We start from the raw sequence: 25,935 nt of genomic DNA, 5'->3' as shown, positions 1-25,935 counted from the left end.
CACAGGCGCGTTAGCGGCCTATTTGCCATTCCAATTACTTTGGGTATAGGAAGAAAACGCGACAATTCTAACAGCGCAGGCAAACGTTTGCGAGTAGCTTATGACATCAGGCTGATTTTTAGCGCGCTTGACATAATATTGATTTTCTATTGATCTGAATCAGGCTATTCATTGTGGCGTTCAAAAAAAAAGGCGGTATAATCTCGCGATTTTTTTGGCCGCCAGTCGCCTAACCAGGAGAAAAATAATGAAGATCGTTGAGGTGAAACACCCACTTGTAAAACATAAACTTGGTTTGATGCGTGAGAATGATGTGAGTACCAAGCGTTTTCGCGAGTTAGCGTCTGAAGTGGGGAGTTTGCTGACTTACGTGGCAACCGCTGATTTGGAAACTGAAAAAGTGACCATCGAAGGTTGGAACGGGCCGGTTGAAGTTGAACAGATTAAAGGTAAGAAAATCACTGTTGTGCCAATTCTGCGTGCCGGTCTGGGCATGATGGAAGGGGTGTTGGAAAATGTTCCGAGCGCCCGTATCAGCGTAGTCGGTGTTTATCGTGATGAAGAAACACTGAAGCCAGTCCCTTACTTCCAAAAATTAGTTTCCAATATCAATGAGCGCATGGCTTTAGTCGTTGACCCGATGTTGGCAACTGGTGGGTCGATGATTGCGACCATTGATCTGCTGAAAAAAGCAGGCTGCCAGAGCATCAAAGTCTTGGTATTGGTTGCGGCACCAGAAGGTCTAAAAGCATTAGAAGCTGCCCATCCAGATGTTGAGGTCTACACTGCTTCCGTCGATCAGGGCTTGAACGAACACGGCTACATCATCCCAGGGTTGGGTGATGCCGGTGATAAGATTTTTGGAACTAAATAACCTTATAGATAGCCGACTCGATAGTCGGCTTTTTTTTGAATAACTTTTAGCATAAACCACACCATTGAAGAGGATAGAAGAATGAGCCGTCGCACCATTGGCGTCAGCGAGCGTCCACCGCTGCTCCAAACGATCCCCCTGAGTTTTCAACATTTGTTCGCTATGTTCGGTGCCACTGTTTTAGTTCCTATCCTGTTTAAAATTAACCCGGCGACGGTGCTGCTGTTTAACGGCATCGGGACGTTGCTTTATCTTTTCATCTGTAAAGGCAAGATTCCGGCTTATTTGGGGTCAAGTTTTGCGTTTATCTCACCCGTCTTACTGCTATTACCTTTAGGTTATGAAGTTGCACTGGGCGGCTTTATCATGTGTGGCGTGCTGTTCTGCTTGGTCGCACTGATCGTTAAAAAAGCCGGTACGGGATGGCTGAATGTCCTCTTCCCGCCCGCAGCGATGGGGGCGATTGTCGCCGTTATCGGCCTTGAATTAGCGGGCGTTGCTGCCGGTATGGCGGGCTTATTACCGGCGCAAGGGGTGACGGTAGACTCCACAACCATCATCATTTCAATGACCACCTTGGGTGTGACCATTTTAGGTTCGGTGCTGTTCCGTGGCTTCTTCGCCATTATCCCTATTCTGATTGGTGTATTGGTCGGTTATGCCTTGTCATTCGTGATGGGTGTTGTTGATTTAAAACCGATTAGTGATGCCCATTGGCTGGCATTACCGACGTTTTATACCCCGCGTTTTGAATGGTTCGCCATTTTGACTATCTTGCCTGCTGCGCTGGTCGTGATTGCTGAGCATATTGGGCATTTGGTCGTCACGGCCAATATCGTGAAGAAAGATTTGGTTCGCGACCCAGGCCTGCATCGCTCCATGTTTGCCAACGGTATTTCTACCGTGATTTCCGGTTTCTTCGGCTCTACACCTAACACTACCTATGGTGAAAATATCGGTGTGATGGCCATCACCCGTGTTTACAGTACTTGGGTGATCGGTGGTGCGGCGATTCTGGCAATACTGCTGTCATGCGTCGGTAAACTTGCTGCGGCCATTCAGGCGGTACCGGTGCCTGTCATGGGCGGTGTCTCACTGCTGTTGTACGGCGTGATCGCCGCGTCAGGTATTCGTGTGTTGATCGAGTCAAAAGTGGACTACAACAAGGCACAAAACCTGATTTTAACCTCTGTTATCCTGATTATCGGCGTCAGTGGCGCGAAAGTGAACATTGGCGCGACTGAATTGAAAGGCATGGCGCTGGCGACTGTTGTGGGTATCGGCTTGAGCTTGCTGTTCAAAGTGATCAGCTTGTTCCACACGGAAGAAGAAATTCTGGATGCCGTGGAAGATGAGTCTACTCGATAGAACCTGAGATCTGGTCGAGCCGCTGTTGCTGATGGAGAATCATGGCGAGTCCCATCTGCGCCGGTTCGGCCAGTTTTTTGCCTCAGATTAGGTTTTTATGCTGTTGTTACTTTTTGTGGTAAGCTTGCCCTGTTTTCCCGCCCGTTTTGTTGGTTGAGGTGCTTTTCTGAATACGCCGGCACAGCTTTCACTGCCACTTTATCTTCCCGATGATGAAACTTTTGCCAGTTTTTATCCGGGTGAGAACCCGTCGCTATTAGCGGCTATCCAATCCGCTGTTCATCAATCTCACGGCAGTTATATCTATTTCTGGTCACGCGAAGGCGGGGGCCGCAGCCATCTATTACATGCTGCATGTGCGGAGTTATCGCAAAAAGGCGAAGCTGTCGGTTATGTTCCGCTGGATAAACGCGCCTATTTTGTCCCAGAAGTGCTCGATGGCATGGAGCAGCTCGCGCTGGTCTGCATTGATAATATCGAGTGTATTGCGGGTGATGAGCAGTGGGAAATGGCGATGTTTAATCTCTATAACCGCATTGTAGAAACCGGTCGTACTCGTTTGTTGATTACGGGTGATCGCCCGCCACGCCAGCTTAATCTCGGTCTACCGGATTTGGCCTCTCGCCTCGATTGGGGACAGATCTACAAATTGCAGCCGCTCTCTGATGATGAAAAACTGCAGGCTTTGCAACTGCGCGCCAAATTGCGTGGGTTCGAGTTACCGGAAGATGTGGGCCGTTTTTTGCTCAAACGGCTGGATAGAGAAATGCGCACACTGTTTATGACGCTGGATCAGCTTGATCGTGCCTCTATTACCGCCCAACGTAAGCTGACGATCCCTTTTGTGAAAGAGATCCTCGGGCTATAACCCCCACAGCGCAGAGCTGGTAGGGGGTATCGACTTCGTTTTGACCACTTTACTGCAAAATCTCAAGTACTTGCTCAGGCGGGCGGCCAATGCGTGCTTTGCCGTGAGATACCACGATAGGGCGCTCGATCAGCTTAGGATTGTCACTCATGGCCTGCAATAACTGATCTTGTGTCAGTGCGGCATCTGCCAGATTGAGCGTTTTATACAAGTCTTCTTTGGTGCGCATTAATTGCCGAGCGTCGGTAAAACCCAACTGCTGTAACAACGTTTTCAGTGCTGCCACTGACGGTGGAGTTTCTAAATACAGCACGACCTGCGGCTTGATGCCTTGCTGTTCAACAAGCGCCAGTGTTTCGCGGCTTTTGGAACAACGAGGGTTATGGTAAAACGTGACTTCTTTCATCGTAACTTTCCTTGCAACTGTCCATAGACTCATGTCTTGAGCTGACCATGGGCTGCCGATAAGTCAGCAAACAAACCTTAGCTCATCAGGATTTCTGGTATTTACGGAAGCGCTCATTTAATTGACGCAACTGGTCGATGCGAGCGTCATAACGTGCCTGTTCAAGACTCCCCAATTTCATTCGTGCGCTAGCATCGCTCAGCAGACCGATTGCCTGCGTCAGTTTACCATTTAATGCCAAACTTTCCGCTCGTGCTGCTAGTTCCTGATCACGTAGGCCCAATGCCGCCGCCGCTTGCGCTAATAAATCCCAACCATTGGGATCATTAGGGTTACTGAAGGTATACCGGCGCAGGATCTTGATAGCCTCGGCGGGCTGACCGCCTTGAACATAGGCGTTAGCCAGATTCAATTGCAGTACCGGTTCATCATTTTGCTTTGCGATGGCGGCTTGCAAACGGGCAATCGCGGCAGGTGCTTTGTTTTGCCCTAAATCGATATCCGTCATCAGATCGAGGAACCAAATATTGCCCGGTTGCTGGGTCAACAGTGGTTGCAATTGATTGCGGGCTTCGTCGTATTTTTTGGCTTGATACAGCAAAATCGCTTGGCCGTATTTCGCAGCTAATTGTTCGCGCACCGTGCCTTTACTTAATGTTTCGAGCAGGTCGGACGTTAAATTATTCTCCGTGGAACCGTACATACCCAAAATACGAACTTTGGCGAATAGATAATCTTGCGATGAAGCGATAGGGTGCGGCTTCATCTGATTCGCACGGTTACGGGCATCAGACAAACGGCTATCGGGTAAAGGGTGCGTTAGCAACATTTCGGGTGGTTTTGATGTATATCGCGCCTGATCGGATAGTTTTTGCAGAAAATTAGGCATGGCTTGCGGATCAAAGCCTGAACGTTGCAGCACTTGAATACCAATCCGGTCTGCCTCTTGCTCATTACCCTGAGTAAAGCTGATAACCCCTTGTTGAGCACCGGCTAATGTCCCCGTCAACCCTGCCATACCCGCTTGTGGGCTAGCCATCGTCAACAGAATTGAGCCTAATACCCCAGCCCATGTTAGGGGAGCCAAACGCTTTTGCTCTTCCATTGCTCGCGCCAGATGACGCTGAGTGACATGCGATATTTCATGGGCAAGAACCGATGCCAACTCACTTTCGTTATCGGTATATCGGAAGAGCACGGAGTGGAGCACTACGTTCCCGCCAAAGAAGGCATAGGCATTAAGTTGGTTGTTATTGACCAGATAAAAATGGAATGGGGTGCGCACTGAGTTGGCATTCGCAACTAGCCGATTACCCAGTGCGTTAATATATTGCGTCAGCAATGGATCATAAATCAGTGGGGTACTGGCGCGAATTTGGCGGAGATAAAAATCACCCATCTCCAGTTCCTGATCAATGCTCAGCGTGGCCCCAGCTGACGTGCCAATGTCGGGCAACAGGTCTTGTGTCTCAGCCTTGGCCGGTATCGAGCTGGTGAGCAACAAGCTGCTGAGCAATGTTGCGATCACGGTCTTACTTAACCGGCCAGCGGTATTAAAACGGCCTGTTTTCATCAACTGACGACGTTGAGTAAACCGACTTGCTTGAGTAAACCGACTTGTTTTAGTAAACCGACTTGTTTTAGTAAACCGATACGTCATAACTGAAGCTGCCCCTGCTAATGTAATGACAATTAGACCCCGAGATGTGTAAGAGTTCTTCTTCCTTGCTCTGCTCTCCAGTACAATCATCACGAAAGCGAGTTAGATCACAAAAATAGCATCAAATCTGTCGAAAGCTAACTTCAGCATCCATTGCTGAGACACGTATCTATCTTAGCCAGCCTGCGATTATAAAGAAATAGTTATAGCTTAATGGATACCAATGCAGTGGCGCTATGGACGTGCCGATACATCAATTTTACCTTCGGGTTGTGCCTCTGATTCGCGGAGGCGGTTAAAGGGATCCACCAAATGATGGATTCCTCATGGTGCTTAAGGAGCAATTTCGGATGCTAGAGCTGTTGTTACAATGGTATCGTCGGCGCTTTACCGACCCGCAGGTGATCGCATTACTGGTTATTCTGTTGGCTGGGTTCGTCATTCTCTACTTTTTCAGCGGTATTTTGGCCCCACTGTTGGCGGCTATTGTCTTGGCGTATCTACTCGAATGGCCAACCGCGCGGTTACAGCGTTTAGGGTGCTCACGTCTCTGGGCTGCCACCCTTGTCCTTGTCGTTTTTGGCGGCATCACGTTATTAGCGGTGTTTGTTGTGGCACCGACAGTTTGGCAGCAGGGCAATAATCTCATCTCTGACATGCCGAAAATGCTGAATAAATTCAATGCATTTGCCCAAACCCTGCCTTCACGCTATCCCGCACTGGTCGATGCCGGGATTGTCGATATGATGGCAGAAAACCTGCGCACCAAAATGTCGGGTATGGGTGAATCGGTGGTTAAATTCTCGGTGGCTTCACTCATTGGCTTACTGACGCTGGCAATCTATTTGATTTTGGTGCCGCTGATGCTGTTTTTCCTGCTCAAAGACAAAGAGCAGATGCTGAATGCCGTGCGCCGTGTTTTGCCGCGCAATCGTGGCCTTGCTGGGCAAGTCTGGTTGGAAATGAACCAGCAGATCACTAATTACATTCGTGGCAAAGTCGTCGAAATGGTTGTTGTTGGCGTTGCCACGTATTTAGTGTTCTTTGTTATGGGCATGAATTATGCGCTGTTATTGGCCGTGTTAGTCGGCTTCTCGGTACTGATCCCGTACATTGGCGCAGTGATCGTAACTATTCCGGTGGTGTTAGTCGCGTTATTCCAATGGGGGCTGGGTGCGGACTTTTGGACCCTTTTTGTCGCCTATCTTGTGGTGCAGGGGTTAGATGGCAACCTATTGGTGCCGGTATTGTTCTCTGAAGCTGTTAACCTGCATCCATTGGTGATTATTCTGTCGGTGATTGTGTTTGGCGGGTTATGGGGCTTTTGGGGCGTGTTCTTTGCTATCCCATTGGCAACCTTAGTCAAAGCTGTGATCCATGCGTGGCCGGAAGAGCTGGTGCTTGAAGCGGATTAATTCACTTAACGCAATATTGGGTTTTGGCAGTATCAACGCGATATTGAAGTTTAGCTGGATTGAAATTTAAGTGTTAAACCCATAAGAAAGTGAGATGGCTGGCAAAGTGCCGATTGCGGAGAGGACAAGCAGATCGTAAAGACGCCGTAAAATCATCCCTGATGGCTCGAGCCGCGCCATCCTTGGCGCGGACGCTTTACTCTTCTGCCTGTCCTCACCGTTCTAGTCCGAGTCATCGGTGTTTGTCAGCAGTCTGAGCGCCTAGGCGCTCTTTTTTGCTCATGATGAATCATCGCAAAGTCAAAATAACTCAGGCGCTTTGGCGCACATAGTCCAGCACGATATCGTGGTGGTTGGTCGTTTTGAAATTATCAAAGACATGCTCCACTTTACCGTCAGCATCAATTAAGAAGCTGATGCGGTGGATACCATCATAGGTTTTACCCATAAAACTTTTTTCGCCCCAAACGCCAAACTGCTCTGCCAACTGATGATCTTCATCAGACAACAGAGTGAAATTTAGCAGTTCTTTCTCGGCAAAACGTGACAGTTTTTCAGGTTTATCGGTGCTAATGCCCAGCACTTCGACACCCGCTTGTTTCAATTCATCCATATTGTCCCGCAGACCACAGGCCTGAACAGTACAGCCTGGTGTCATGGCTTTAGGATAAAAGTAGACCAAGACACGTTGTCCCTGGAAGTCGGCCAAACTAATTTGCTCACCGTCTTGGTCAGGCAAACTAAATTTTGGCGCTGTATCACCGGCTTTCAATGGGCTCATTACTAACTCTCCATTCTTGAGTCATGCTGTGGATAGTTCACAACGCTAATACTGCCTTGTGCATTGAGTTCTGTACATAGCTGATAAAAAGCCTGTTCAATTGTTGAACTGTTTTGGCTCGCAGGACTGTGTGCACTCATCTGGATATGCAGCCGAGGAGGTGTATTGCCTTCCGCCGGTTGAGTTTTAGAAACCAACTCCGCAATGTTCATATTGTGGCAATGGAACAGGTTGGTAAAGCGTTCAATAATGTGTGGGGAGTCATTCACTTCAACTTTTACCCATACCGTATCTGGCATCGCTTTCTGGTCTTGGGCGTTGGTCCGTTTCATCACAATGAGTAAATCAAGCTCTGCGCCTTTTTGCGGCAAAGTCGATTCCAACAGCGTAATGGCATTCCAACTGCCTGAAAGCAGCATAATAAATGTGAACTCTTCACCGAACATGGCCAGCCGGCTATCTTCGATATTACAACCGCAGCTACTGACATGGCGGGTGATGGTATTCACGATTCCAGGGCGGTCAGCACCCAGTGCGGTAATGACCAGATAATGTTCATCAAGCTGCGGCAAAATCGCTCTTCCTGTCATGCTCTTTGGGGTTACCATGGTAAACACAAAAAAAACCTGCTGCCAAGCGCTTACAACACAGTTGTTTGCTTGCTTTTGGATAGAGGTCAAAAGTACCATGAGTAACTTGTTTAAGGAGGGGGTGGGCAATGTTTACGGGAAGTCCGATGTTTACAGGCAGCATAGTTGCACTGGTAACGCCGATGGACGACAAAGGTGCTGTCGATCGTGCGAGCCTTAAGAAACTGATTGATTATCATGTCGCCAGCGGGACAGCGGCCATTGTGTCCGTGGGTACCACGGGTGAGTCTGCCACGCTGAACCATGACGAACACGTCGATGTGGTCATGCAGACCCTTGAACTGGCTGATGGCCGTATTCCCATCATTGCTGGCACTGGCGCTAATGCCACCTCTGAAGCCATCTCTCTTACACAACGGTTCAATGATACCGGTGTTGTGGGCTGCTTAACGGTCACGCCTTATTATAACCGGCCGATGCAAGAAGGCTTATATCAGCATTTTAAAGCGATTGCTGAAAGTACCGATTTACCACAAATTCTCTATAATGTTCCTTCGCGTACCGGTTGCGATATGTTACCGCCAACCATTGCTCGCTTAGCCAAGATTAAAAATATTGTTGCTGTTAAAGAGGCAACAGGGAACTTAAGTCGTGTTAGTCAGATCCAAGTGCTGGTTGACGATGAAGATTTCATCCTGCTCAGTGGTGACGATGCGAGCGGGCTGGACTTTATGCAACTGGGTGGCAAAGGGGTTATTTCGGTCACGGCGAACATCGCTGCCCGTGAAATGGCTGAACTTTGTGCATTGGCTGTACAAGGTAACTTTGCGCAAGCACGCCGTTTGAATCAGCGCTTGATGCCGTTGCATCAGCATTTATTTGTAGAAGCAAACCCAATTCCGGTGAAATGGGCCGCAAAGAAACTGGGATTAATGGCGAATGATACATTGCGTTTGCCGATGACCCCACTGACTGATCCGTCCAAACGGATTGTGGAAGACGCGTTGAAAAGCGCAGGTTTGCTGTAACTCTTAGGGAAATTTGATGGCAATAACATTGCAAAAGTCGACGGTGGTAACGGTAGTGGGTGTTTCGCTGGCAATGCTGCTAGCAGGCTGTACCACTGACCAACGCTACAAACGCCAAGTTAGCGGTGACGAGTCTTATTTGGAAGCGCCAGGGTTGAAACCGCTTAACTCACCGGCAGGCATGATTCTGCCGATCCAAAATGGCGAATTTGATGTCCGTTCCGTCAACTCTCAAGGCGCAGTGGGCAAGCAGTTGGACATTCGTCCACCGGTACAACCTCTGGCATTGTTAAGCGGCTCTCGTGCTGAAAATGCCAACGATACCAGCAAGCTATTGTTAGAAAATAGCCCGCAAAACCGTAATCTGTGGTCGCAAGTTACCCGCGTTCTTCAAGATAAGAACTGGACGATAGCCAGCCGTCAAGATGCCAGCCAAACGCTGACCACTGACTGGGTTAAATGGAATCGTGCCGATGAAGACGTGCAATTTGAAGGCCGTTACCAGATAAGTGTGCAGGAACAAGGTTATCAGCTCGCGTTGGTGGTGAAATCCCTTGCATTGCAGCAAGGTGGCAACCCAGTGACCAGCTATACCGAAATCCAGCGTTATAACGGCGCCATGCTGAACGCTATCATCGAAGGTTTGGATAAGGTCCGTTCAGACAGTGAAAGCAGCCAAGCTGCCCGTAAAGTGGGTACGCTGGATGTTCAAAGCGGCAGCGATGATACTGGCTTACCGCAACTGATTGTTCGTGCACCTTATGCTGTGTTGTGGGAGCGTCTACCGGCCGCGCTTGAGAAAGTCGGCATGAAAGTGACCGATCGCAGCCGTCCGCAAGGTTCCATTAACGTCACCAACAAATCCATGAGCAGCAGTAGCTGGGATGCGTTGGGGGCCAAAGACCCTGAATTGCCAGAAGGTGATTACAAGCTGCAAGTCGGTGACCTAGATAACCGCAGCAGCCTGCAATTCATCGGTCCGAAAGGACAAACCTTAACTCAGTCGCAGAATGATGCGCTAGTTGCGGTGTTCCAGGCGGCGTTTAGCCAGACAGGCGTCAGCAGTACCAAATAACATCAAAGGGGCTTCGGCCCCTTTATTCTTTCGCACATCACTGGAGTCATAAGATGCAAAAGCTAGCTGAGTTGTATCGTGGGAAGGCGAAGACCGTCTATACCACCGAAAATCCTGACCTATTGGTACTGGAGTTCCGTAATGATACGTCAGCACTGGATGGTCAGCGCATTGAGCAATTCGATCGTAAAGGCATGGTGAATAATAAATTTAACCATTTCATTATGGCTAAATTGGAAGCAGCCGGTATTCCTACTCAAATGGAACGTTTGCTGTCTGATACCGAAGTGCTGGTCAAAAAACTGGAGATGATCCCAGTTGAATGTGTTATCCGTAACCGCTCTGCGGGTTCGTTGGTAAAACGTTTGGGTATCGAAGAAGGCTTAGAGCTGAATCCACCGCTGTTTGATCTGTTTTTGAAAAACGATGCCATGCACGATCCGATGGTTAACGAGTCTTACTGCAAAACGTTTGGTTGGGCAACGGAAGCACAATTAGCACGGATGAAAGAACTGAGCTATTTGGCTAACGATGTGCTGAGCAAGTTGTTTGACGATGCGGGTTTAATCTTGGTGGATTTCAAACTGGAATTCGGCCTGTTTAACGGTGAAGTGGTATTGGGTGATGAGTTCTCACCTGATGGCAGCCGTTTGTGGGATAAGAAGACCCTGAACAAGATGGATAAAGACCGTTACCGTCAAAGTCTGGGTGGCTTGATTGAAGCCTACGAAGAAGTTGCGCACCGTATCGGCGTAAAATTAGACTAACTGCGCAATCGATTACGTTAACCTGACGTAACCCTTCTCAGGGGAGATAGCCTCTATCTCCCCATGCTTTTTTGCGTCCCACAGAACAATTTCTCCCTTCCTCACGCTGCGGTATAACCCCTTAGACGCTTCTAGTGTGGGTAATCATTCCTTCTTTTAATGGTATTGGCTCAATATATTTCCTACGATAATGGGTAAGAAATATCTCTGGGAGTAAAGCTATGCGTTGGCAAGGTCGTCGTGAAAGTGACAATGTGGAAGACCGGCGGGGAAATTCATCCGGTGGCGGCGGATTTCGTCCACCGATTGGTGGCAAGGGCGGGCTGGTTATCCTGATTGTCGTGCTGGTCGCGGGCTATTACGGGGTCGATTTAACACCGCTATTGAATGGCGGTGATCCGATGTCACAAACCCAGACTCAGCCACGCGCGCCAAGTTCTGTCAGCGCCAAAGATGACCAATACGCCAAGTTTACGTCAGTCGTTTTGGCGGATACGGAAGATACGTGGAAGCCGATTTTCCAAAAAATGGGTCGCACTTATCAAGAGCCAAAACTGGTGATGTATCGTGGTGCAACTCGTACCGGCTGTGGTACGGGGCAGTCAGTCATGGGACCATTTTATTGCCCCGCAGACAGCACGGTGTATATCGATTTATCATTCTATGAAGAGATGAAAAATAAGCTGGGTGCGGGCGGTGATTTTGCTCAGGCGTATGTCATTGCCCATGAAGTTGGGCACCATGTGCAGCACCTAATGGGCATCGATACCAAAGTTCGCCAGCAGCAGCAGGGAGCAACTCAAGCGGAAGCAAATCGGTTATCGGTCAAAATGGAATTGCAGGCTGACTGCTTCGCTGGGGTCTGGGGCAAAGCGATGGATGAACAGCAAGTGCTTGAAGTGGGTGACTTACAAGAAGCCCTCAATGCGGCACAAGCCATCGGCGATGATAGGCTACAGCAGCAAAGCCAAGGGCGCGTGGTGCCCGATAGCTTTACTCATGGTACATCGCAGCAACGGTATACTTGGTTCAAACGAGGTTTCGACAGCGGAGATCCTAATAGCTGTAACACCTTCGCCAGCCGTTAATAGCGCTAGAACCTCACGCCACCAGCGATTATCATAAGGCCACTTTCTTCTGCCGGTACTGTCGTGACCGGCATTTCATGCAAGGCAGAATTAACCATGGCCGCTCTCGATCCAACTTTATTGATCCTCTTAGCGTTAGCTGCGCTTGGCATTATCAGCCACAACATGACCGTGACACTCGCCATTTTGACCTTACTGGCCATTCGCATCACCCCTCTGAATCAGTTTTTCCCGTGGATAGAAAAATACGGTTTAACCATCGGTATTCTGATTTTGACCATCGGGGTGATGACCCCGATCGCCAGCGGCAAAATTAGCGCCAGCGAGGTACTTCACTCCTTTGTTCAATGGAAGTCGATATTGGCCATTGTGGTTGGTGTCGCCGTCTCATGGCTCGGTGGGCGCGGTGTTTCACTGATGACGCATCAACCGTCGGTAGTGGCTGGGTTATTGGTCGGTACCGTGCTGGGGGTAGCGTTGTTCAGAGGCGTGCCGGTAGGGCCATTAATCGCCGCCGGATTGCTCTCGTTGGTTATTGGTAAATCCTAGCGTGAATAACGGGATTGTTGCCAACCAACCCTTGATGGCGCAGCAAGGGATTCGCCGCTTGCTCGTGCTGAGTGGTCATGCGGATTGGTCGCGCCAACAGGCCGTTAATCTGCGTCAACAATTGGCCGGTGAATGGGTATGGATGGGTGAAGATTTTCCCGCCGATACCCAAGGCATTCATCCTACAGCGGCAAAAACCTTATTGGGGCAGGAGCGGCTGCACGGCGTATTTGATGCGACTGCTGGCTTGAATACGGAGGCTCTGGCGGTATTGGCGGGGACACTACAGGCTGGGAGTTGGCTGGTGCTGTTAGTGCCCGAGTGGGAACACTGGCCGAATATACCCGATACCGATAGCTTACGATGGAGTGAGCAAAGCGAACCTATCACCACGCCAAACTTTATTCGCCACTTACAGCGCCATCTCTTAGCCGATACTGATGTCGTGGTGTGGCAACAGGACCAGCCGCAGCCTGTACCAATGATGGACTCACGTCCTAACTGGCTACGGCCTGACGGCACGGCGACCGTCGAACAACATCATATTCTTCAGCGTTTGATGCGAGCCGAGAAGGGGTCATGGGTACTGACCGCCGCGCGTGGCCGTGGCAAATCAACCCTTGCGGGCATGTTGGTCGCGCAGTGGCAAGGCAACTGTTGGGTCACCGGGCCGGGTAAGGCCGCGACTCAAGCATTGAATGCACGCGCAGGGGAACGGGCGCGATTTTGGGCGCCAGATGCCTTGCTCGATTACTGCCGACAGCATGATGTCAGTGAGGTTGACTGGTTGTTGATCGATGAAGCTGCCGCCATCCCCACGGCACTATTATCCTCATTGCTGGCTTACTTCCCGCGAGCGCTGCTGACCACCACGGTACAAGGCTATGAAGGCACTGGGCGGGGCTTTTTACTGAAGTTTTGTGCCACGCTTACGGATTGGCATCATCTGACGTTAACGGATCCTATCCGTTGGGTGAGCAACGATCCGCTTGAGCGTATTGTGGATGCCGCTTTACTGTTTGATGAGCAAGTTGCTTCCATCACACCCTCCTTTGCATCAGTCGATATCATGGCCTGTGAGCAGCGTGATTGGTTAGCGGATCCTGCCTTACTGCGGCATTTCTATGGTTTACTTTCCAGCGCACATTACCGTACAACACCCCTTGATCTGCGACGGTTGATGGATGCGCCTGGGATGCATTTTTCGGCAGCGAAAGCCGAGGATTCCGTGGTCGGCGCATTATGGTTGGTGGATGAAGGCGGTTTGAGCGAGGCGTTAGCCCAAGATGTTTGGGCGGGTCGACGGCGGCCCAAAGGCAGTTTGGTGGCGCAATCCTTGGCCGCTCACAGTGGGCAATGGCACGCGCCGACCCTGTTATCACGGCGAGTCAGTCGAGTCGCAGTCGTCCCTTCGTGGCGGCGACAGGGCATTGCTCGACAAATGATTGCCGCAGAACAAACACGTGCGCGAGCAGAACGGCTGGATTTTCTGTCTGTCAGTTTCGGCTATACCGAGGAGTTAGCCCATTTTTGGCAGACCTGCGGCTTTCAATTGGCCCGTATTGGCAGTCATCAAGAAGCCAGTAGTGGTTGTTATGCTGCCATGGCAATTTTACCGTTGAGTGAGGCGGGTCAGCATCTTTGTGATGGCGCGCAGCAGCAATTGGCGCGAGATTGGTATTGGTTGCAGCAATGGATTGAGATCGATACGCCCCCATCGTTACCCCTGCCTGAGCAGCCTGACTTCACGTTAAATGAGGATGATTGGCGTGAGCTAGCCGGTTTTGCCTTTGCATTTCGCCCATTAGAGGCCAGCTTACCTGCCTTGCAGCGTTTGTTATCGCAGACTGAATTACCCCTTCCTGCTTTACGTCAATACTTGCAGCAAGGTGTCTCTATAGCAGAGATAGTCCGGTCACTCGGCCTTGCTGGACGTAAGGCATTGGTCGCGCGTTGGCGGCAGGAAGCCGCAGAAGGAATGGCGGGGGTTGATGCGACTCGTCAGTGCGCAGTTTCCTTTTGTTTACTTAATGATTCAGGTTTTCGTCAGTGATTGAGGGTGTTTTAAGTTAAAATTTTTCGAATATTCAGGATGAGTATAACGAAGGATACCAGGCTAGATGCACATGCACAGATTGGTCACTGAAGGATTGGTCAAGATTGATGATGAAATGGGATACATCGATATTGAATTTATTTTTGCTGAAGATGAAGAACGTTCGATTACTGTCAGGCTAATGTTCTGCCCACCTTCTTTAGATCCAGTGGCGGCAGTCACAATGCACAGTATGCTTGGCGATAAAGTGAGTAGCTTACTCGTTTCCGTCGTCAGTTTTTATAACCGGCAGCAAGAAGAACGAGAACCGACACAAATATTTGCTAAACCCCAAGGCGCAATTGATCTATTGTTAGGCGAGTTGCACTATTTATATCGTACCTTAGTCGCATTTATGCTAAAAATTGCCAACAATGAAAGAATCGAAGTTTTGTATTTTGTTGCTGAAAACCAAGCCTTAAACACCATATATCCAAGGTATGTAAAGCAATTTGCCAAAGAGAACAACCTAACCTACATAAATGATGGAGCTTGTTATGCAATACGGACGCAGCACTACCCATACTAAAACTCAGATTGATTTTAAAGCGATTCAAAAGAGCAAAGTCGAAATGTTTAAACGTTTTATGGCTGCTAAAGATATGGCTGAGAGTAAAGGTAACGTCGTCGTCAAACCGATTTGAGTGTATTACCAACCATTTAAAGAGGCCAATGGGCCTCTTTTTGTGGGTAAAAGTTATTTATCAAAATAAATCAAATCGTTCATACCTTATCTTCAATAATTCCCACTAACTTCATCAAGAAAACCCAATATCCCTACCGCTATTAGCGGCCGTATAGTATGGCTATCGTCACTTAATGAAAAAGGCCATCAAATGAGTCAGAAATCTATCGTCGTGCAGCAACCTGAAAATCCAGAATATTTGATTTTACTGTTTCATGGCGTTGGCGACAGTGCGGCAGGGATGGCACCGGTCGGTAGCCATTTTGCTCAGGCGTTCCCTAAGGCGCTGGTGGTCAGTATCGACGGGCCATTTGCCAGTGGGATGGGGAATGGTCGGCAGTGGTTTTCCGTGCAAGGTATTACCGAAGAGGGCCGCCAAGGGCGGATTGATACCGTGATGCCAGAATTTATTGCTACGGTACGCCAATGGCAGCAACAAAGTGGCCTTGGTGCGCAGCAGACCACACTGGTGGGGTTTTCTCAAGGCACTATCATGTCACTGGAGGGCGTGAAAGCTCAACCGCAGCTGGCGGGGCAGATTATTGCTTTCAGTGGGCGCTTTGCGACTTTGCCACCCCACCCGATAGCGGATGTGGTATTCCATTTGATTCATGGTGAACAGGACGGGGTGATTCGTGTTGAACACGCTAACGCGGCAGCAAAGAGCTTAACGGCATTGGGCAATCATGTAACATTCGATCTTATTCCCAACATGGGGCACGGTATCAATCAACCGATGTTGGAACGTGCAATCGCGCATTTGCGACAGGATATCGCGTTAAGCTAAGCCAGTGTGGCGAAGGGAGACCGTCCCTTCGCGTAACCTGACATCGTGTTCAGTTACTTTTTCTTGTTTTTATCCGGCCAATCATCGTCATCGTCCCATTGCGCATTATTATCGCGGTGGGGCGGTATCTCCGGTTTATTGCTCAAAAAACGCTTATGATCGAGACGGCGCAACTCTTTGATGCCGTTTAAGACCATCCCCACCAATATAATGAGGATTATCCACCAGTAATCTGCTAGCCAATGCATGATTAGTGCCCTTCCGTTGTTGTGGACGCAGTAATAAATCGCGAAAAAATCAGCGGTAAATGGCTTGCCAGCCACTCGCTACCTGCCACATCTTGTGACTGCCATGCATGGAGCAGGATGTCGGGCGTCAGTAAATGTTCAGCTTGTGCTGACAATGGGCGATAACTCAAGTGCCAAGGCTCTGCCGCGACACCGCCATTATCCTCGCGAAAAGGCCGGTAAAAACCAAATTCGGCCATATGCGCAGTCAACCATTGGCTCAGCGGATAAAAATACCCGCCCGTCTCGTATTCCCATGGCTCTAACTGAAGTTTAGTCTCTGCTGGCAAAAGTGAGGGATCGTAAATATCCAGATCACTGCCCCAATGATGACGGCTTGCCCCTGGTAGTGCTGACCAACGCAAAATCGCTTCACAACGGGACGCATCGTCAAGGGCGCTGATATCTATCGGCTGGCTCGCTTTATCTAAGACCGGCCGCTCACCGCGAAATTTACCATTCCAGATAGCCAACTGGCGGTCAAAATCGCGAAAAGTACTGGCAGGCTGTAAATCAAAACCTGCGTTTTTCGCTGCCCGTTGCATGGCCTGAAAGGCATCAACGGCTTCAGGCTGCATACGATGATTACCGCTTAACACCACTAAATGTGCCGTTGAACGGCCCGTCAACATTTCTGGTGTGAGTGGATTAACTGTCATGCGATGAGTTGCTCCATGATTCGCTGATACATTCGGCTCAGCAGTTGTAAATCAGCCGCATGAACACACTCATTCACTTTATGAATTGTGGCATTGACTGGCCCCAGCTCCACCACTTGCGCGCCCATTAAGGCGATAAAACGGCCATCAGAGGTGCCGCCGGTGGTTAAAAGCTGTGGTGTCATTTCAGTATAATGTTCGACGGCATTGATCACCGCATCGACCAATGCGCCCCGCGAGGTCAGGAAGGGTTGACCGGAAAGCACCCATTCCAACGTGTATTTGAGTTGGTGGCGTGTCAGCAGGGCTTCGACGCGCTGCCGAATCATGCTATCGGTCAGTTCGGTACTGAAACGGAAGTTAAACTGCACATAGAGCTCACCAGGGATCACATTATTACTGCCAGTACCGGCATGTAAGTTCGCAATCTGCATGCTGGTGGCAGGGAAGAATTCATTTCCTTCATCCCATTGCGTGGCAACCAACTCATTAAGCGCGGGCATCGCGCGGTGCACTGGATTGTCCGCCAAATGTGGGTAGGCGACATGCCCTTGAATGCCATGGATACGCAAATTTGCGGTAATCGAACCTCGGCGGCCATTTTTGACCACATCACCGACTTTATCGGTGCTTGAAGGTTCGCCGACTAAGCAGTAATCCAGCCGTTCATTGCGTGCCATCAGCGCGTTAACCACTTTCACTGTGCCGTTAATCGCTTTCGCCTCTTCATCCGAGGTAATCATAAAGGCCAATCGACCTTTATGTTCCGGATGTGCGGCCACAAAGCGTTCAGCGGCGACGACCATCGCAGCCAACGAACCTTTCATATCGGCCGCACCACGGCCATAGAGCATGCCATCACGAATGGTCGGCTCAAAAGGTGGGCTGCTCCAATGGCTTTCATCACCGGTAGGGACGACATCGGTATGGCCTGCAAACGCCAGCGTCTCACCTTCGCCACGCCATGCCCAGAAATTAAGGGTATCGCCAAAATTCATTGGCTCAACGGTAAAGCCAATCGCTTCAAGGCGCTTAATCATGATCTCTTGGCAGCCCGCATCATTCGGGCTGAGCGACGGGCGCTTAATGAGTTGTTGAGCCAGTTCGATTACCGGACAGATCATGTTATTGCACCTCAATAGCGGTTTGGTTTTGGATAAAGGATTGATAGTTTTCTATGTTAAAGCCCAGCAGCATATTGCCATTGGGAGCTTCTAGTAGTGGGCGTTTGATGATGGCAGGGTATTCTAACATCAGCATTTTTGCCGCTTGGGCATCGGTTATTCCAGCCCGCTGGGTTTCTGGCAACTTGCGCCAAGTGGTGCCGCGCGTATTCAGCAACGCTTCCCATCCCAATGTATCGATAAAGCCTTGTAGGCGTTCGTCACTCAACCCATCTACGCGATAATCGTGGAACTGATAGGCAATACCTTGTTCATCAAGCCAACGACGGGCCTTTTTTATGGTGTCACAATTTTTTATGCCATATAGCTTAAGCAAACTTTTTTGAGCATCATCAAACATGAAAAAACGTTACCTATGTGTGTTGGTTCAGAACAACAACTTTTTAGCGATGATTTAGATCGCCAAAAGTCAAAGTTGATTAGATACTTCGATGATAACGCAAGTTGCTACGACTTTGATCCCAAATATGAACTAATCATTGGGCGTGGGGTTAGAGTGCCTAAAATGAAATAGCGAACGCAGTAATTGTTTATCGTGTGCGGAGAGAATAATGAAAGAATTACCTAAAATAAACCAACTGAGAAATCTCAGGGCAGTTATACAGTATGGGAGTATCAGTGCTGCCTCTCAGGCTCTGTTTCAGACACAATCGACGATGACGCGTAGCATTCAAGAGCTTGAAAGGATCCTCGGCGTTTCTCTGCTGGCAAGAGGAACCAATGGTGTGATATTAACTGAGTTAGGCAGAATATTTGAACCTAGATTGAATTCCATTCTAAATGAATTAGAACGAGCTATGGATGAATTGCAACAAATTGAACATTCATCACATGGGACTATTACTTTTGGATGTTCTCATCTTCCCGCTTATAGTATTGTCCCTGGCGTGATCACAAAATTTCAAGAGCGTTATAGTGAAACACGTATTACTGTTTCAGAGGGGCAACTCTCAGAAATAATTGACTCATTACGTCTTAATCGGCTTGATTTTTACATGGGGGTTGTTTCACCCGATATTTCATTGAATGACTTTATTGAAGAACATTTATCAACGATTAAATTCTCTGTCGTTGCTCGGAAAGGGCACCCACTTTCGCATTGTACCTCATTGAGTGAGTTAAAAAATGCCAAATGGTACCTGCCTACTGCCAGTACAGGGTATTATAACGATATAGAGGAAATAATTTTCCAAAATAAAGAAGGTAAACAGGGTTCTGTCATTTTCGGTGATTCTCCCACCATTGCTGAACAACTAGTATTAAATGAGGACTATTTATTCATTGCGCCTCGATCTATGCTTTTCATTCCGCAATTCAAAGAGCGTATTTCGATTATTCCCATCAAAGAACAATTTCCTGATGGTGCCTACAGCTTGGTCTACTCTAGAACGAAAAAGCTAACTCCAGTAGCTTCAGCCCTCATTGATGAACTGCGTTATTCCTTCTCTTCATTACTCAAAGAACAAGATAGCGAAGTTTAGCGACATGTAAGCCATTTCTTAGTGGGGTTTTTCTTATAAAAACCCCAGCAGTTTTTTTATTTAAATGAAAACAAAAATAATATCACATTGATTTTTATTGGTTATTTTCCGTCATGTGTTTTTTGCATCCCTATGAAAATAACATAATATCCATCATGATTGTTATGTCATATAATTTAAAACAAGAAATATCTTAGGTGGACGGAAAATAAATAAAAGTGGCTTTAAATTGTCATGTCTTTCTCCTTAAAAATTAAAATATTAATTTTTAAATATATATTTATTTTTTCAAATAGCCAGCAAAATAAAATAGGGTTTCAAAATGAAAAGTGTAACTATATTTAGTCAGCATGGTTTGGTTAGGTTTTACCTTAAGCAATTAATTGAGCGTTTCTCTCATGAAAACGGGCACCATGTAGAAATAAAAGTATTTCATTGTCTAAAGGAATTAGAGGGTGACTTGGGGAAAACCAAAGGTGAAGTGATTATTGCTGATATGGATGGTTTATCTAAATTGGATAAGTTTAGATTTATCAAATTTAGTAAATTAAAAAGAAGGGAGGTGTTTATCTTTACTAAAGATAACCCGCTGTCTAGTGATTATATTGATTTAATGGCCGGCTCGCCGTCATTTATAATGAATAAATCAGAATCGCAAGATTATATTGAGAAGTCTGTTTATGATTTTGTATTTAATCACAAATTATTTATGAGGAAAAATAACAAAACAAACGAGTCACAAGAAAATATTTTGACAAAAAGAGAGAATGACATTTTCGAACTCATGCTTGCAGGTCTTTCAAACAAAGAAATATCAAAAAGGTTATTTATTAGCGATAAAACAGTTTCAGTGCATAAACAGAATATACACAAAAAATACCAAACTAAGAACTTGATTGAGCTCTATTTAAAAGTCAATTAAGTCATAAGTTACTTCGTATTTCTCAATATGATCAAGTTCAAGCAATGTGTATTATTCCTTAGTGACGCAGCTGTCCGGGCAGGGATGTGATGGTGCTACAGCACCCCACTCGCCAGCAATAATCTACGGTTTTAGCCAATACGATCAAGGTCAGCGGCATATTGGCGGATGGCTTTTTGATAAAGGCTAATATCCTGATGATTGGAGGTCTCAGCTAACAAAATTAACAACGCCGCTACTGCCTCTTTGGTTTCCCCCAAATTATACAGCGTCATGGCACGAAACAAAGTTAGCTCTTTCGCTTGCGGGAAGATCGCCAACGCACGATCAAATGTCTCTAACGATTCCTGATATAGCCCGAGCGCGCGGTAAGTACTCCCCAGCCCTAAATAGGCTTCCTGTAACTCTTTTCCTGCCAGATGGTGATCGATGGCTGCACGATAGAAGGGAATCGCCTGTAATTCTAGCCCTTGAATGTCATAAAGGGAGGCGATTTTATACATCAGACTGGCGTTATCAGGTGAGCTACGCAGCAAATTCTGCGCCATTGTCACCGCATCTTCATAGCGGCCCAGTTCTTTTAACGAATCAATGGAGTGTTTCATAGTTTCACGCTGTAATTTGAACAATAAGCTAACAAACAATGAGTTAATGGAATCCGTTCTTTCGCCTAAATCTTCCGTTAAGGAGCACGCTACTCCGGAAATGTGTCGCTGGCAAGTGAAGTGCAATCGATCCATTCATCAATACGACTGTCATTACGAATAAGCCAGCATTTTATGCTGCTGCCTAAGATTATCCTCGCGCGATGAATGCGTGTCGTCACAAAATACGAAGACAAAGAATTAACTTCATTGCTTAGCCATACATATTAACTATATGTTTACTTTTCGTTACATAAATGGATATTGGAGTTAACATTATGTTATGGAAAGTGAAAGCATTGATGATAGCGACAACCGCACTGGCGACTATTCCAGCCTTTGCTCAACTCCCCACCTATTACCCCACTGATTACCAAAACGTTATTGATGGCGCGAATAAAGAAGGCAAAGTGGTGGTCTACGCCTCCACCGATATTAAAGCTGCCGCGCCCTTGATTAAAGGATTCGAAACCGCCTACCCAGGGATTAAAGTCGAATACAACGACATGAACAGCACTGAGTTGTACAACCGTTATATCAGTGAGCAGGCATCTGGTAGCCTCAGTGGTGACGTGGTATGGAGTTCCTCTATGGACACGGCGCTGAAGCTGGCAACGGACTATGCGCAAGAGTACCTTTCTCCTGAGCAAGGGCAACTACCGACTTGGGCTGTCTGGAAAAACAGTGCCTACGGTACCACTTACGAACCCGTGGTCTTTATCTACAACAAACGTTTGATTCCTGCAGCAGATGTGCCCACAACCCATGGTGCATTGGCTAAACTCATCGCAAGCCAACCCGATAAATTCAAAAAGAAAGTCACTACCTATGATATTGAAAAATCAGGTTTAGGGTTCATGCTATCCGTACAAGATTTCAAAGCTGATCCTCATTACTTTGCAACGCTGGCAGATATCGCAAAGGGGGGATTAACCGTGCAATCTTCGACTGGGACGATGATGGAAAGGGTGTCATCCGGTGAGAATTTGATTGGGTTTAATATCCTCGGTTCTTATGCTGAAACCCGCGCTAAAACCGATCCGTCGCTGGGGATTTCCTATCCTGAAGACTACACTTTGGTGCTGTCACGCGTGACTTTTATCAGTAAAAATGCGACCAACAACAATGCTGCTAAGTTGTGGGTTAACTATGTGCTGTCAGAAGCAGGCCAAAACATTTTGGCTAACCAGTCAGATATTCCCTCCATACGCAATGATATCGAAGGCAGCAACGATATTGATGGTATGACCAAAAAACTAGGAACTGCACTTAAACCTATCGCCGTTGATGAAAGCCTCTTGGAGTATATGGAGCAGGCTAAACGTCTCGACTACATCAAACAGTGGCGCACTGCCGCCGCAAAATAGGCATCCCCTGGGTACGTATCCTTGTCGCTACGTACCTTGATTTCACTGGTTTTATCATGGACTTTTAACCAACGGGACTCATTATGAGAGCATTGCGCAGAAAGTGGCAAAGCTTGCCGCGCGGCTTGGTCGTGCTGATAACAACACTGGTTATCTACGTACCACTGTCATTTATTGTGATTCAAAGTTTTCTCTCCGCCCCCTTTTTCTCACCTTCCAAGGTGTTCAGCCTTGAGGCCTTCCGCTTCATCTTTGCTGATCCTGATTTTTATAAGGCGTTAAAAAGTGGATTCATTCTGGCCTTCGGGCTAGTGGTTATCGCGATTCCATTAGGCGGGATCTTGGCCTTTTTGATGGTCAGGACTGACCTACCCGGCCGCCGTATCATCGAACCGCTGATTTTGGTGCCTATCTTTGTTTCGCCCATGGTATTGGGTTTTGGCTATGTCGTGGCGGCAGGGCCGGTCGGTTTCTTCTCTTTATGGGCGGAATCGCTGCTGGGGTTTGTGCCTTGGAATATTTATGCGATGTCGAGCATCGTGGTGATTGCGGGTCTGACCCACGTCCCCCATGCTTATCTCTACATCTCATCAGCATTACGCAGCGTTGGGTCTGATGTAGAAGAAGCGGCGCGCACGGCGGGAGCCACGCCTTTACAGGTGATGACCGCAGTGAGTTTGCCGATGGTGCGCCCTTCGATTTTGTATATCACCGTCTTACTATTCTTCCTTGGGTTGGAAGTGTTCGGGCTGATGTTGGTATTGGGTGATCCTGAAGGGAACTTGGTTTTGGCGACCTATCTCTACCAATTGACCAACAAGCTGGGCACGCCTTCTTACCACCTGATGGCTGCCGTCGCGGTGGTACTCATCTGCATTACTATTCCACTGGTGATGTTACAGCGAGTCCTGATGCGCACCGCCAACCGTTTTGTCACGGTCAAAGGTAAAGCGTCTCAAGCACGCCTTTTACCGCTGGGGAAATGGCGCTGGATAGCCGGTGCTGTCGTGGCATTTTGGCTGACGGTCACCATCGGCGTGCCATTGCTGGGGGTGGTACTCCGTGCCTTTGTCTCTAACTGGGGCATGGGGGTATCGCTGTGGGATGAACTGTCACTCGACACGTTCCGCACCATTTGGCAGCAACCAAACCTGTTGCGGGCGATCGTTAACTCAATGGCGATTGGGGTGTTCGGTGGGGCATTAGCCGTCATTTGCTATCTGTTTATTGGTATTGCGATGCACCGTAAACCGGATGGCGTGACACGTTTTCTCGATTACAGTGTGCTGGTGCCGCGTGCGGTACCGGGCCTATTAGCGGGGTTAGCCTTCTTGTGGGTCTTCTTATTCCTACCGATGTGGCTCGATAACTCCTTAAAAGAAGGCTGGTTATCAGGGTTACCCATGTCGGAATGGCTGCGAGAGAATCTGGTAGTGTGGCTACGGTCCTTGCGCAGTACCATTTTCAGTGTCTGGCTGGCATACACCGTGGTGTGGATGGCTTATGGCTTACGGCTGATCTCTTCAACCCTATTGCAAGTGGGGCCAGAATTGGAAGAGGCGGCGCGTAGCAACGGTGCCAGCCGCGGTCAGGTCACTCGTCATGTCACTATTCCGTTATCACGCTATGGCCTGATTGGTTCATGGTTGCTGATGTTCTTGATTTTTGAGCGCGAATATTCCACCGGGGTTTATCTGCTCGCGCCGGGTACGGAAACCATTGGGTCGATGCTGGTTTCACTGTGGGCGGCAGGGGCGATTGATATCGTTGCCGCGCTCTCCTTTATTAATATCCTGCTGGTGGTATTGGGGTTGGGTATTGCATTGCGCTTTGGAGTAAAACTAAATGATTGAATTATCAGTTGATAACCTGCATCTCACCTATGGCGATAACCCGGTATTAAAAGGGGTATCGATGCAATTAAAGCGTGGTGAAGTCGTCTCGCTGCTGGGGCCGTCAGGGAGTGGAAAAACCACTTTACTGCGCGCGGTCGCGGGTTTAGAAAAACCGAGTCAGGGCAATATCATTATTGGTGAAAATACGGTTTATGACGGCAAGATGAATCGTGAAATTCCAGCCGAAGAACGCAATTTGGGATTGGTGTTTCAGTCGTATGCATTATGGCCGCATAAAACGGTATTTGAGAACATTGCTTATCCGCTGAAATTACGTAAAACGCCAGCGGCGGAAATCACCCAGCGAGTACAAGCGGTGCTCGATCAGCTTGGGCTAGGGGCGTTGGGCCATCGTCATCCCCATCAGCTTTCGGGTGGGCAGCAGCAACGTGTAGCCATTGGTCGTGCGCTGGTCTATAACCCGCCGGTTATTCTGTTAGATGAGCCGTTATCGAATCTGGACGCCAAACTGCGCGAGGAGGCTCGAGTATTCCTGCGTGAGTTGATCATCAAACTCGGCCTATCAGCGCTCATGGTCACCCACGATCAAAATGAGGCGATGGCAATCTCTGACCGTATTTTGCTGTTGAATAACGGAAAAATCGAGCAGCAGGGGACGCCGCAAGAGATGTACGGTTCGCCATCAACGCTGTTTACCGCGGAATTTATGGGCAGTAACAACCGCTTACATGGCAAAGTGACCCAAGTCAGCGAAGGAAAAGCGCGAATCGAAGGAAAAGATTGGGCGCTGTGGGGAAGGGCGGGTGAAGGCGTGGTGGCGGGTCAAGAAGGGACAGCGGTGATTCGGGTTGAGCGCGTCAATTTGGCTGATGATCCGCAGGGTAACCAGCTTAATTTACCGTTGCTGACCAGCATGTATCTGGGCGATCGTTGGGAGTATCTGTTCCGCACCGCAGCCGATGATTTTGTCATCCGGGCCTATGGTACGCAGGTGCGCCGTGAGGAATTGTGTTCGCTCTCTTTACCGGCAGAGCACCTGTGGGTTTTCCCCAAGGGATAGATCTGATTTGAGCTGATATTTTAGCGTCAGGCCTGCTATTGAACCAAGCAGGCCTTTTTTATGGTGCAAAATCATTCGCTAGCTTTCTATTTTGACTGTTCAAAAAATAGGCGTATAATGAGTCGCGATAATTAGAGAGGATGTTATGGTTGATTTTGAGTTAAGCACGTGGAAAGAGTTTATCGATGCTATGCTGCGTAAGGCATAAGCGAATAAACCGGCAGTAAGAGTTAATTTCTTTTTGTTGTTTTATCGATACATCTCCAGGGGCGAGTGATCGCTCGCAGAAGGCAGAGCCGTTTCGGTTTCTGCCTTTTTTATTCCCCTTTATCTTTCAAACTGCAGCGGTGTTGGCTGCACTCGTGCGCCCGAATCACTGACTGATGTCAGCTCATCGGGACTCTCTCGTTTGCCGCCTTGCTGCATCTCGAAATCTTTC

General features: G+C 48.2%; 27 protein-coding genes. 18 read left to right on the top strand and 9 right to left on the bottom strand.

Translation table 11 applies throughout. The features are described 5' to 3' along the window. Window positions 1-247: 247 nt before the first annotated feature. The 3 genes from upp (at window position 248) to hda (ending at window position 3,110) form a co-directional block, all read left to right on the top strand. On the top strand, window positions 248-874 hold the full coding sequence (gene upp, locus BN68_RS15630) for a uracil phosphoribosyltransferase (RefSeq protein ID WP_019212106.1): 627 nt from the start codon (window positions 248-250) through the stop codon (window positions 872-874). A gap of 81 nt (window positions 875-955) precedes the next feature. Beyond that, window positions 956-2,242 carry a uracil permease gene (gene uraA, locus BN68_RS15625; RefSeq protein WP_019212105.1) on the top strand — a complete coding sequence of 429 codons (1,287 nt, stop codon included), beginning with the start codon at window positions 956-958 and terminating at the stop codon, window positions 2,240-2,242. A gap of 166 nt (window positions 2,243-2,408) precedes the next feature. Beyond that, on the top strand, window positions 2,409-3,110 hold the full coding sequence (gene hda, locus BN68_RS15620; protein WP_042806855.1) for a DnaA inactivator Hda: 702 nt from the start codon (window positions 2,409-2,411) through the stop codon (window positions 3,108-3,110). A gap of 49 nt (window positions 3,111-3,159) precedes the next feature. Here hda and arsC read toward each other — a convergent pair whose 3' ends face one another. Then, entirely contained in the window at window positions 3,160-3,516 is a 357-nt protein-coding gene (gene arsC, locus BN68_RS15615) for an arsenate reductase (glutaredoxin) (RefSeq protein ID WP_019212103.1), read from the bottom strand. An 85-nt stretch (window positions 3,517-3,601) separates the two neighbouring features. After that, window positions 3,602-5,089, bottom strand: a complete 1,488-nt coding sequence (bepA, locus tag BN68_RS15610; protein ID WP_042806854.1) for a beta-barrel assembly-enhancing protease — start codon at window positions 5,087-5,089, stop codon at window positions 3,602-3,604. A gap of 437 nt (window positions 5,090-5,526) precedes the next feature. Here bepA and BN68_RS15605 point away from each other — a divergent pair, with 437 nt between their 5' ends. Continuing rightward, entirely contained in the window at window positions 5,527-6,591 is a 1,065-nt protein-coding gene (locus BN68_RS15605) for an AI-2E family transporter (RefSeq protein WP_019212101.1), read from the top strand. Window positions 6,592-6,901: 310 nt separating this feature from the next. On the opposite strand, the gene bcp is transcribed toward BN68_RS15605, so the two are convergent. Both bcp and BN68_RS15595 read right to left on the bottom strand, forming a co-directional pair. Continuing rightward, a complete protein-coding gene (gene bcp, locus BN68_RS15600) occupies window positions 6,902-7,372 on the bottom strand; it encodes a thioredoxin-dependent thiol peroxidase (protein ID WP_019212100.1) in 471 nt (156 codons plus the stop codon). A gap of 2 nt (window positions 7,373-7,374) precedes the next feature. Further along, window positions 7,375-7,944 carry a glycine cleavage system transcriptional repressor gene (locus BN68_RS15595; protein ID WP_019212099.1) on the bottom strand — a complete coding sequence of 190 codons (570 nt, stop codon included), beginning with the start codon at window positions 7,942-7,944 and terminating at the stop codon, window positions 7,375-7,377. Between the two features lie 164 nt (window positions 7,945-8,108). On the opposite strand from BN68_RS15595, the gene dapA reads away from it, so the two are divergent. The 9 genes from dapA to ypfH all read left to right on the top strand — a co-directional run bounded on the left by dapA (window position 8,109) and on the right by ypfH (window position 16,036). Next, window positions 8,109-8,990, top strand: a complete 882-nt coding sequence (gene dapA, locus BN68_RS15590; RefSeq protein WP_019212098.1) for a 4-hydroxy-tetrahydrodipicolinate synthase — start codon at window positions 8,109-8,111, stop codon at window positions 8,988-8,990. Window positions 8,991-9,006: 16 nt separating this feature from the next. After that, window positions 9,007-10,065 carry an outer membrane protein assembly factor BamC gene (bamC, locus tag BN68_RS15585; RefSeq protein ID WP_019212097.1) on the top strand — a complete coding sequence of 353 codons (1,059 nt, stop codon included), beginning with the start codon at window positions 9,007-9,009 and terminating at the stop codon, window positions 10,063-10,065. A gap of 53 nt (window positions 10,066-10,118) precedes the next feature. Continuing rightward, the gene (gene purC / locus BN68_RS15580) at window positions 10,119-10,832 is read left to right on the top strand and encodes a phosphoribosylaminoimidazolesuccinocarboxamide synthase (protein WP_019212096.1); all 714 of its coding nucleotides are present in this window, start codon (window positions 10,119-10,121) and stop codon (window positions 10,830-10,832) included. Between the two features lie 221 nt (window positions 10,833-11,053). Continuing rightward, the gene (gene ypfJ / locus BN68_RS15575) at window positions 11,054-11,920 is read left to right on the top strand and encodes a KPN_02809 family neutral zinc metallopeptidase (protein WP_019212095.1); all 867 of its coding nucleotides are present in this window, start codon (window positions 11,054-11,056) and stop codon (window positions 11,918-11,920) included. Window positions 11,921-12,016: 96 nt separating this feature from the next. After that, window positions 12,017-12,469 (top strand): DUF441 domain-containing protein, encoded by a 453-nt coding sequence (locus tag BN68_RS15570; RefSeq protein ID WP_004876835.1) that lies wholly within the window; start codon window positions 12,017-12,019, stop codon window positions 12,467-12,469. Between the two features lies 1 nt (window position 12,470). Continuing rightward, the gene (locus BN68_RS15565) at window positions 12,471-14,522 is read left to right on the top strand and encodes a tRNA(Met) cytidine acetyltransferase TmcA (protein ID WP_019212094.1); all 2,052 of its coding nucleotides are present in this window, start codon (window positions 12,471-12,473) and stop codon (window positions 14,520-14,522) included. 73 nt (window positions 14,523-14,595) lie between these two features. Beyond that, on the top strand, window positions 14,596-15,093 hold the full coding sequence (locus BN68_RS15560; RefSeq protein ID WP_145494190.1) for a hypothetical protein: 498 nt from the start codon (window positions 14,596-14,598) through the stop codon (window positions 15,091-15,093). Continuing rightward, window positions 15,062-15,208: a hypothetical protein gene (locus BN68_RS24165; protein ID WP_019212092.1), complete on the top strand. Its 147-nt coding sequence runs from the start codon at window positions 15,062-15,064 to the stop codon at window positions 15,206-15,208. The genes BN68_RS15560 and BN68_RS24165 overlap by 32 nt, the downstream gene beginning before the upstream one ends. Window positions 15,209-15,400: 192 nt before the next feature. Next, window positions 15,401-16,036 (top strand): esterase, encoded by a 636-nt coding sequence (gene ypfH, locus BN68_RS15555; RefSeq protein WP_019212091.1) that lies wholly within the window; start codon window positions 15,401-15,403, stop codon window positions 16,034-16,036. 53 nt (window positions 16,037-16,089) lie between these two features. Here the strand turns inward: ypfH and BN68_RS15550 are convergent, their stop codons facing one another. Genes BN68_RS15550 through BN68_RS15535 form a run of 4 tightly spaced genes read right to left on the bottom strand, consistent with a single transcriptional unit; the run spans window position 16,090 to window position 18,506 of the window. Then, entirely contained in the window at window positions 16,090-16,284 is a 195-nt protein-coding gene (locus tag BN68_RS15550; protein ID WP_019212090.1) for a YpfN family protein, read from the bottom strand. A 2-nt stretch (window positions 16,285-16,286) separates the two neighbouring features. Beyond that, window positions 16,287-16,982, bottom strand: a complete 696-nt coding sequence (locus BN68_RS15545; RefSeq protein WP_019212089.1) for a M15 family metallopeptidase — start codon at window positions 16,980-16,982, stop codon at window positions 16,287-16,289. After that, a complete protein-coding gene (gene dapE, locus BN68_RS15540; protein ID WP_019212088.1) occupies window positions 16,979-18,106 on the bottom strand; it encodes a succinyl-diaminopimelate desuccinylase in 1,128 nt (375 codons plus the stop codon). Before dapE ends, BN68_RS15545 begins: the two co-directional genes overlap by 4 nt. A 1-nt stretch (window position 18,107) precedes the next feature. Further along, window positions 18,108-18,506, bottom strand: a complete 399-nt coding sequence (locus BN68_RS15535) for an ArsC family reductase (RefSeq protein WP_019212087.1) — start codon at window positions 18,504-18,506, stop codon at window positions 18,108-18,110. Window positions 18,507-18,717: 211 nt separating this feature from the next. Between BN68_RS15535 and BN68_RS15530 the strand changes: the two genes are divergently transcribed. Further along, window positions 18,718-19,647 carry a LysR substrate-binding domain-containing protein gene (locus tag BN68_RS15530; protein ID WP_019212086.1) on the top strand — a complete coding sequence of 310 codons (930 nt, stop codon included), beginning with the start codon at window positions 18,718-18,720 and terminating at the stop codon, window positions 19,645-19,647. A gap of 322 nt (window positions 19,648-19,969) precedes the next feature. Beyond that, window positions 19,970-20,569: a response regulator transcription factor gene (locus BN68_RS15525; RefSeq protein ID WP_019212085.1), complete on the top strand. Its 600-nt coding sequence runs from the start codon at window positions 19,970-19,972 to the stop codon at window positions 20,567-20,569. Between the two features lie 131 nt (window positions 20,570-20,700). Here the strand turns inward: BN68_RS15525 and BN68_RS15520 are convergent, their stop codons facing one another. Further along, window positions 20,701-21,174 carry a tetratricopeptide repeat protein gene (locus BN68_RS15520; RefSeq protein WP_042806892.1) on the bottom strand — a complete coding sequence of 158 codons (474 nt, stop codon included), beginning with the start codon at window positions 21,172-21,174 and terminating at the stop codon, window positions 20,701-20,703. 317 nt (window positions 21,175-21,491) lie between these two features. Here BN68_RS15520 and BN68_RS15515 point away from each other — a divergent pair, with 317 nt between their 5' ends. From BN68_RS15515 to BN68_RS15505, 3 genes are all read left to right on the top strand, one after another. Beyond that, complete coding sequence (locus BN68_RS15515; protein WP_019212083.1) at window positions 21,492-22,580, top strand: ABC transporter substrate-binding protein; 1,089 nt, start codon at window positions 21,492-21,494, stop codon at window positions 22,578-22,580. Window positions 22,581-22,663: 83 nt separating this feature from the next. Further along, the gene (locus tag BN68_RS15510) at window positions 22,664-24,433 is read left to right on the top strand and encodes an ABC transporter permease (RefSeq protein WP_019212082.1); all 1,770 of its coding nucleotides are present in this window, start codon (window positions 22,664-22,666) and stop codon (window positions 24,431-24,433) included. Beyond that, a complete protein-coding gene (locus BN68_RS15505; RefSeq protein ID WP_019212081.1) occupies window positions 24,426-25,496 on the top strand; it encodes an ABC transporter ATP-binding protein in 1,071 nt (356 codons plus the stop codon). The genes BN68_RS15510 and BN68_RS15505 overlap by 8 nt, the downstream gene beginning before the upstream one ends. Window positions 25,497-25,935: the final 439 nt, after the last annotated feature.

The organism is Yersinia massiliensis CCUG 53443 (assembly GCF_000312485.1).
GTDB classification, from domain to species: domain Bacteria; phylum Pseudomonadota; class Gammaproteobacteria; order Enterobacterales; family Enterobacteriaceae; genus Yersinia; species Yersinia massiliensis.
The sequence above is the reverse complement of the archived record's forward strand: the minus strand, read 5'-3'. Positions and strand labels throughout refer to the sequence as shown.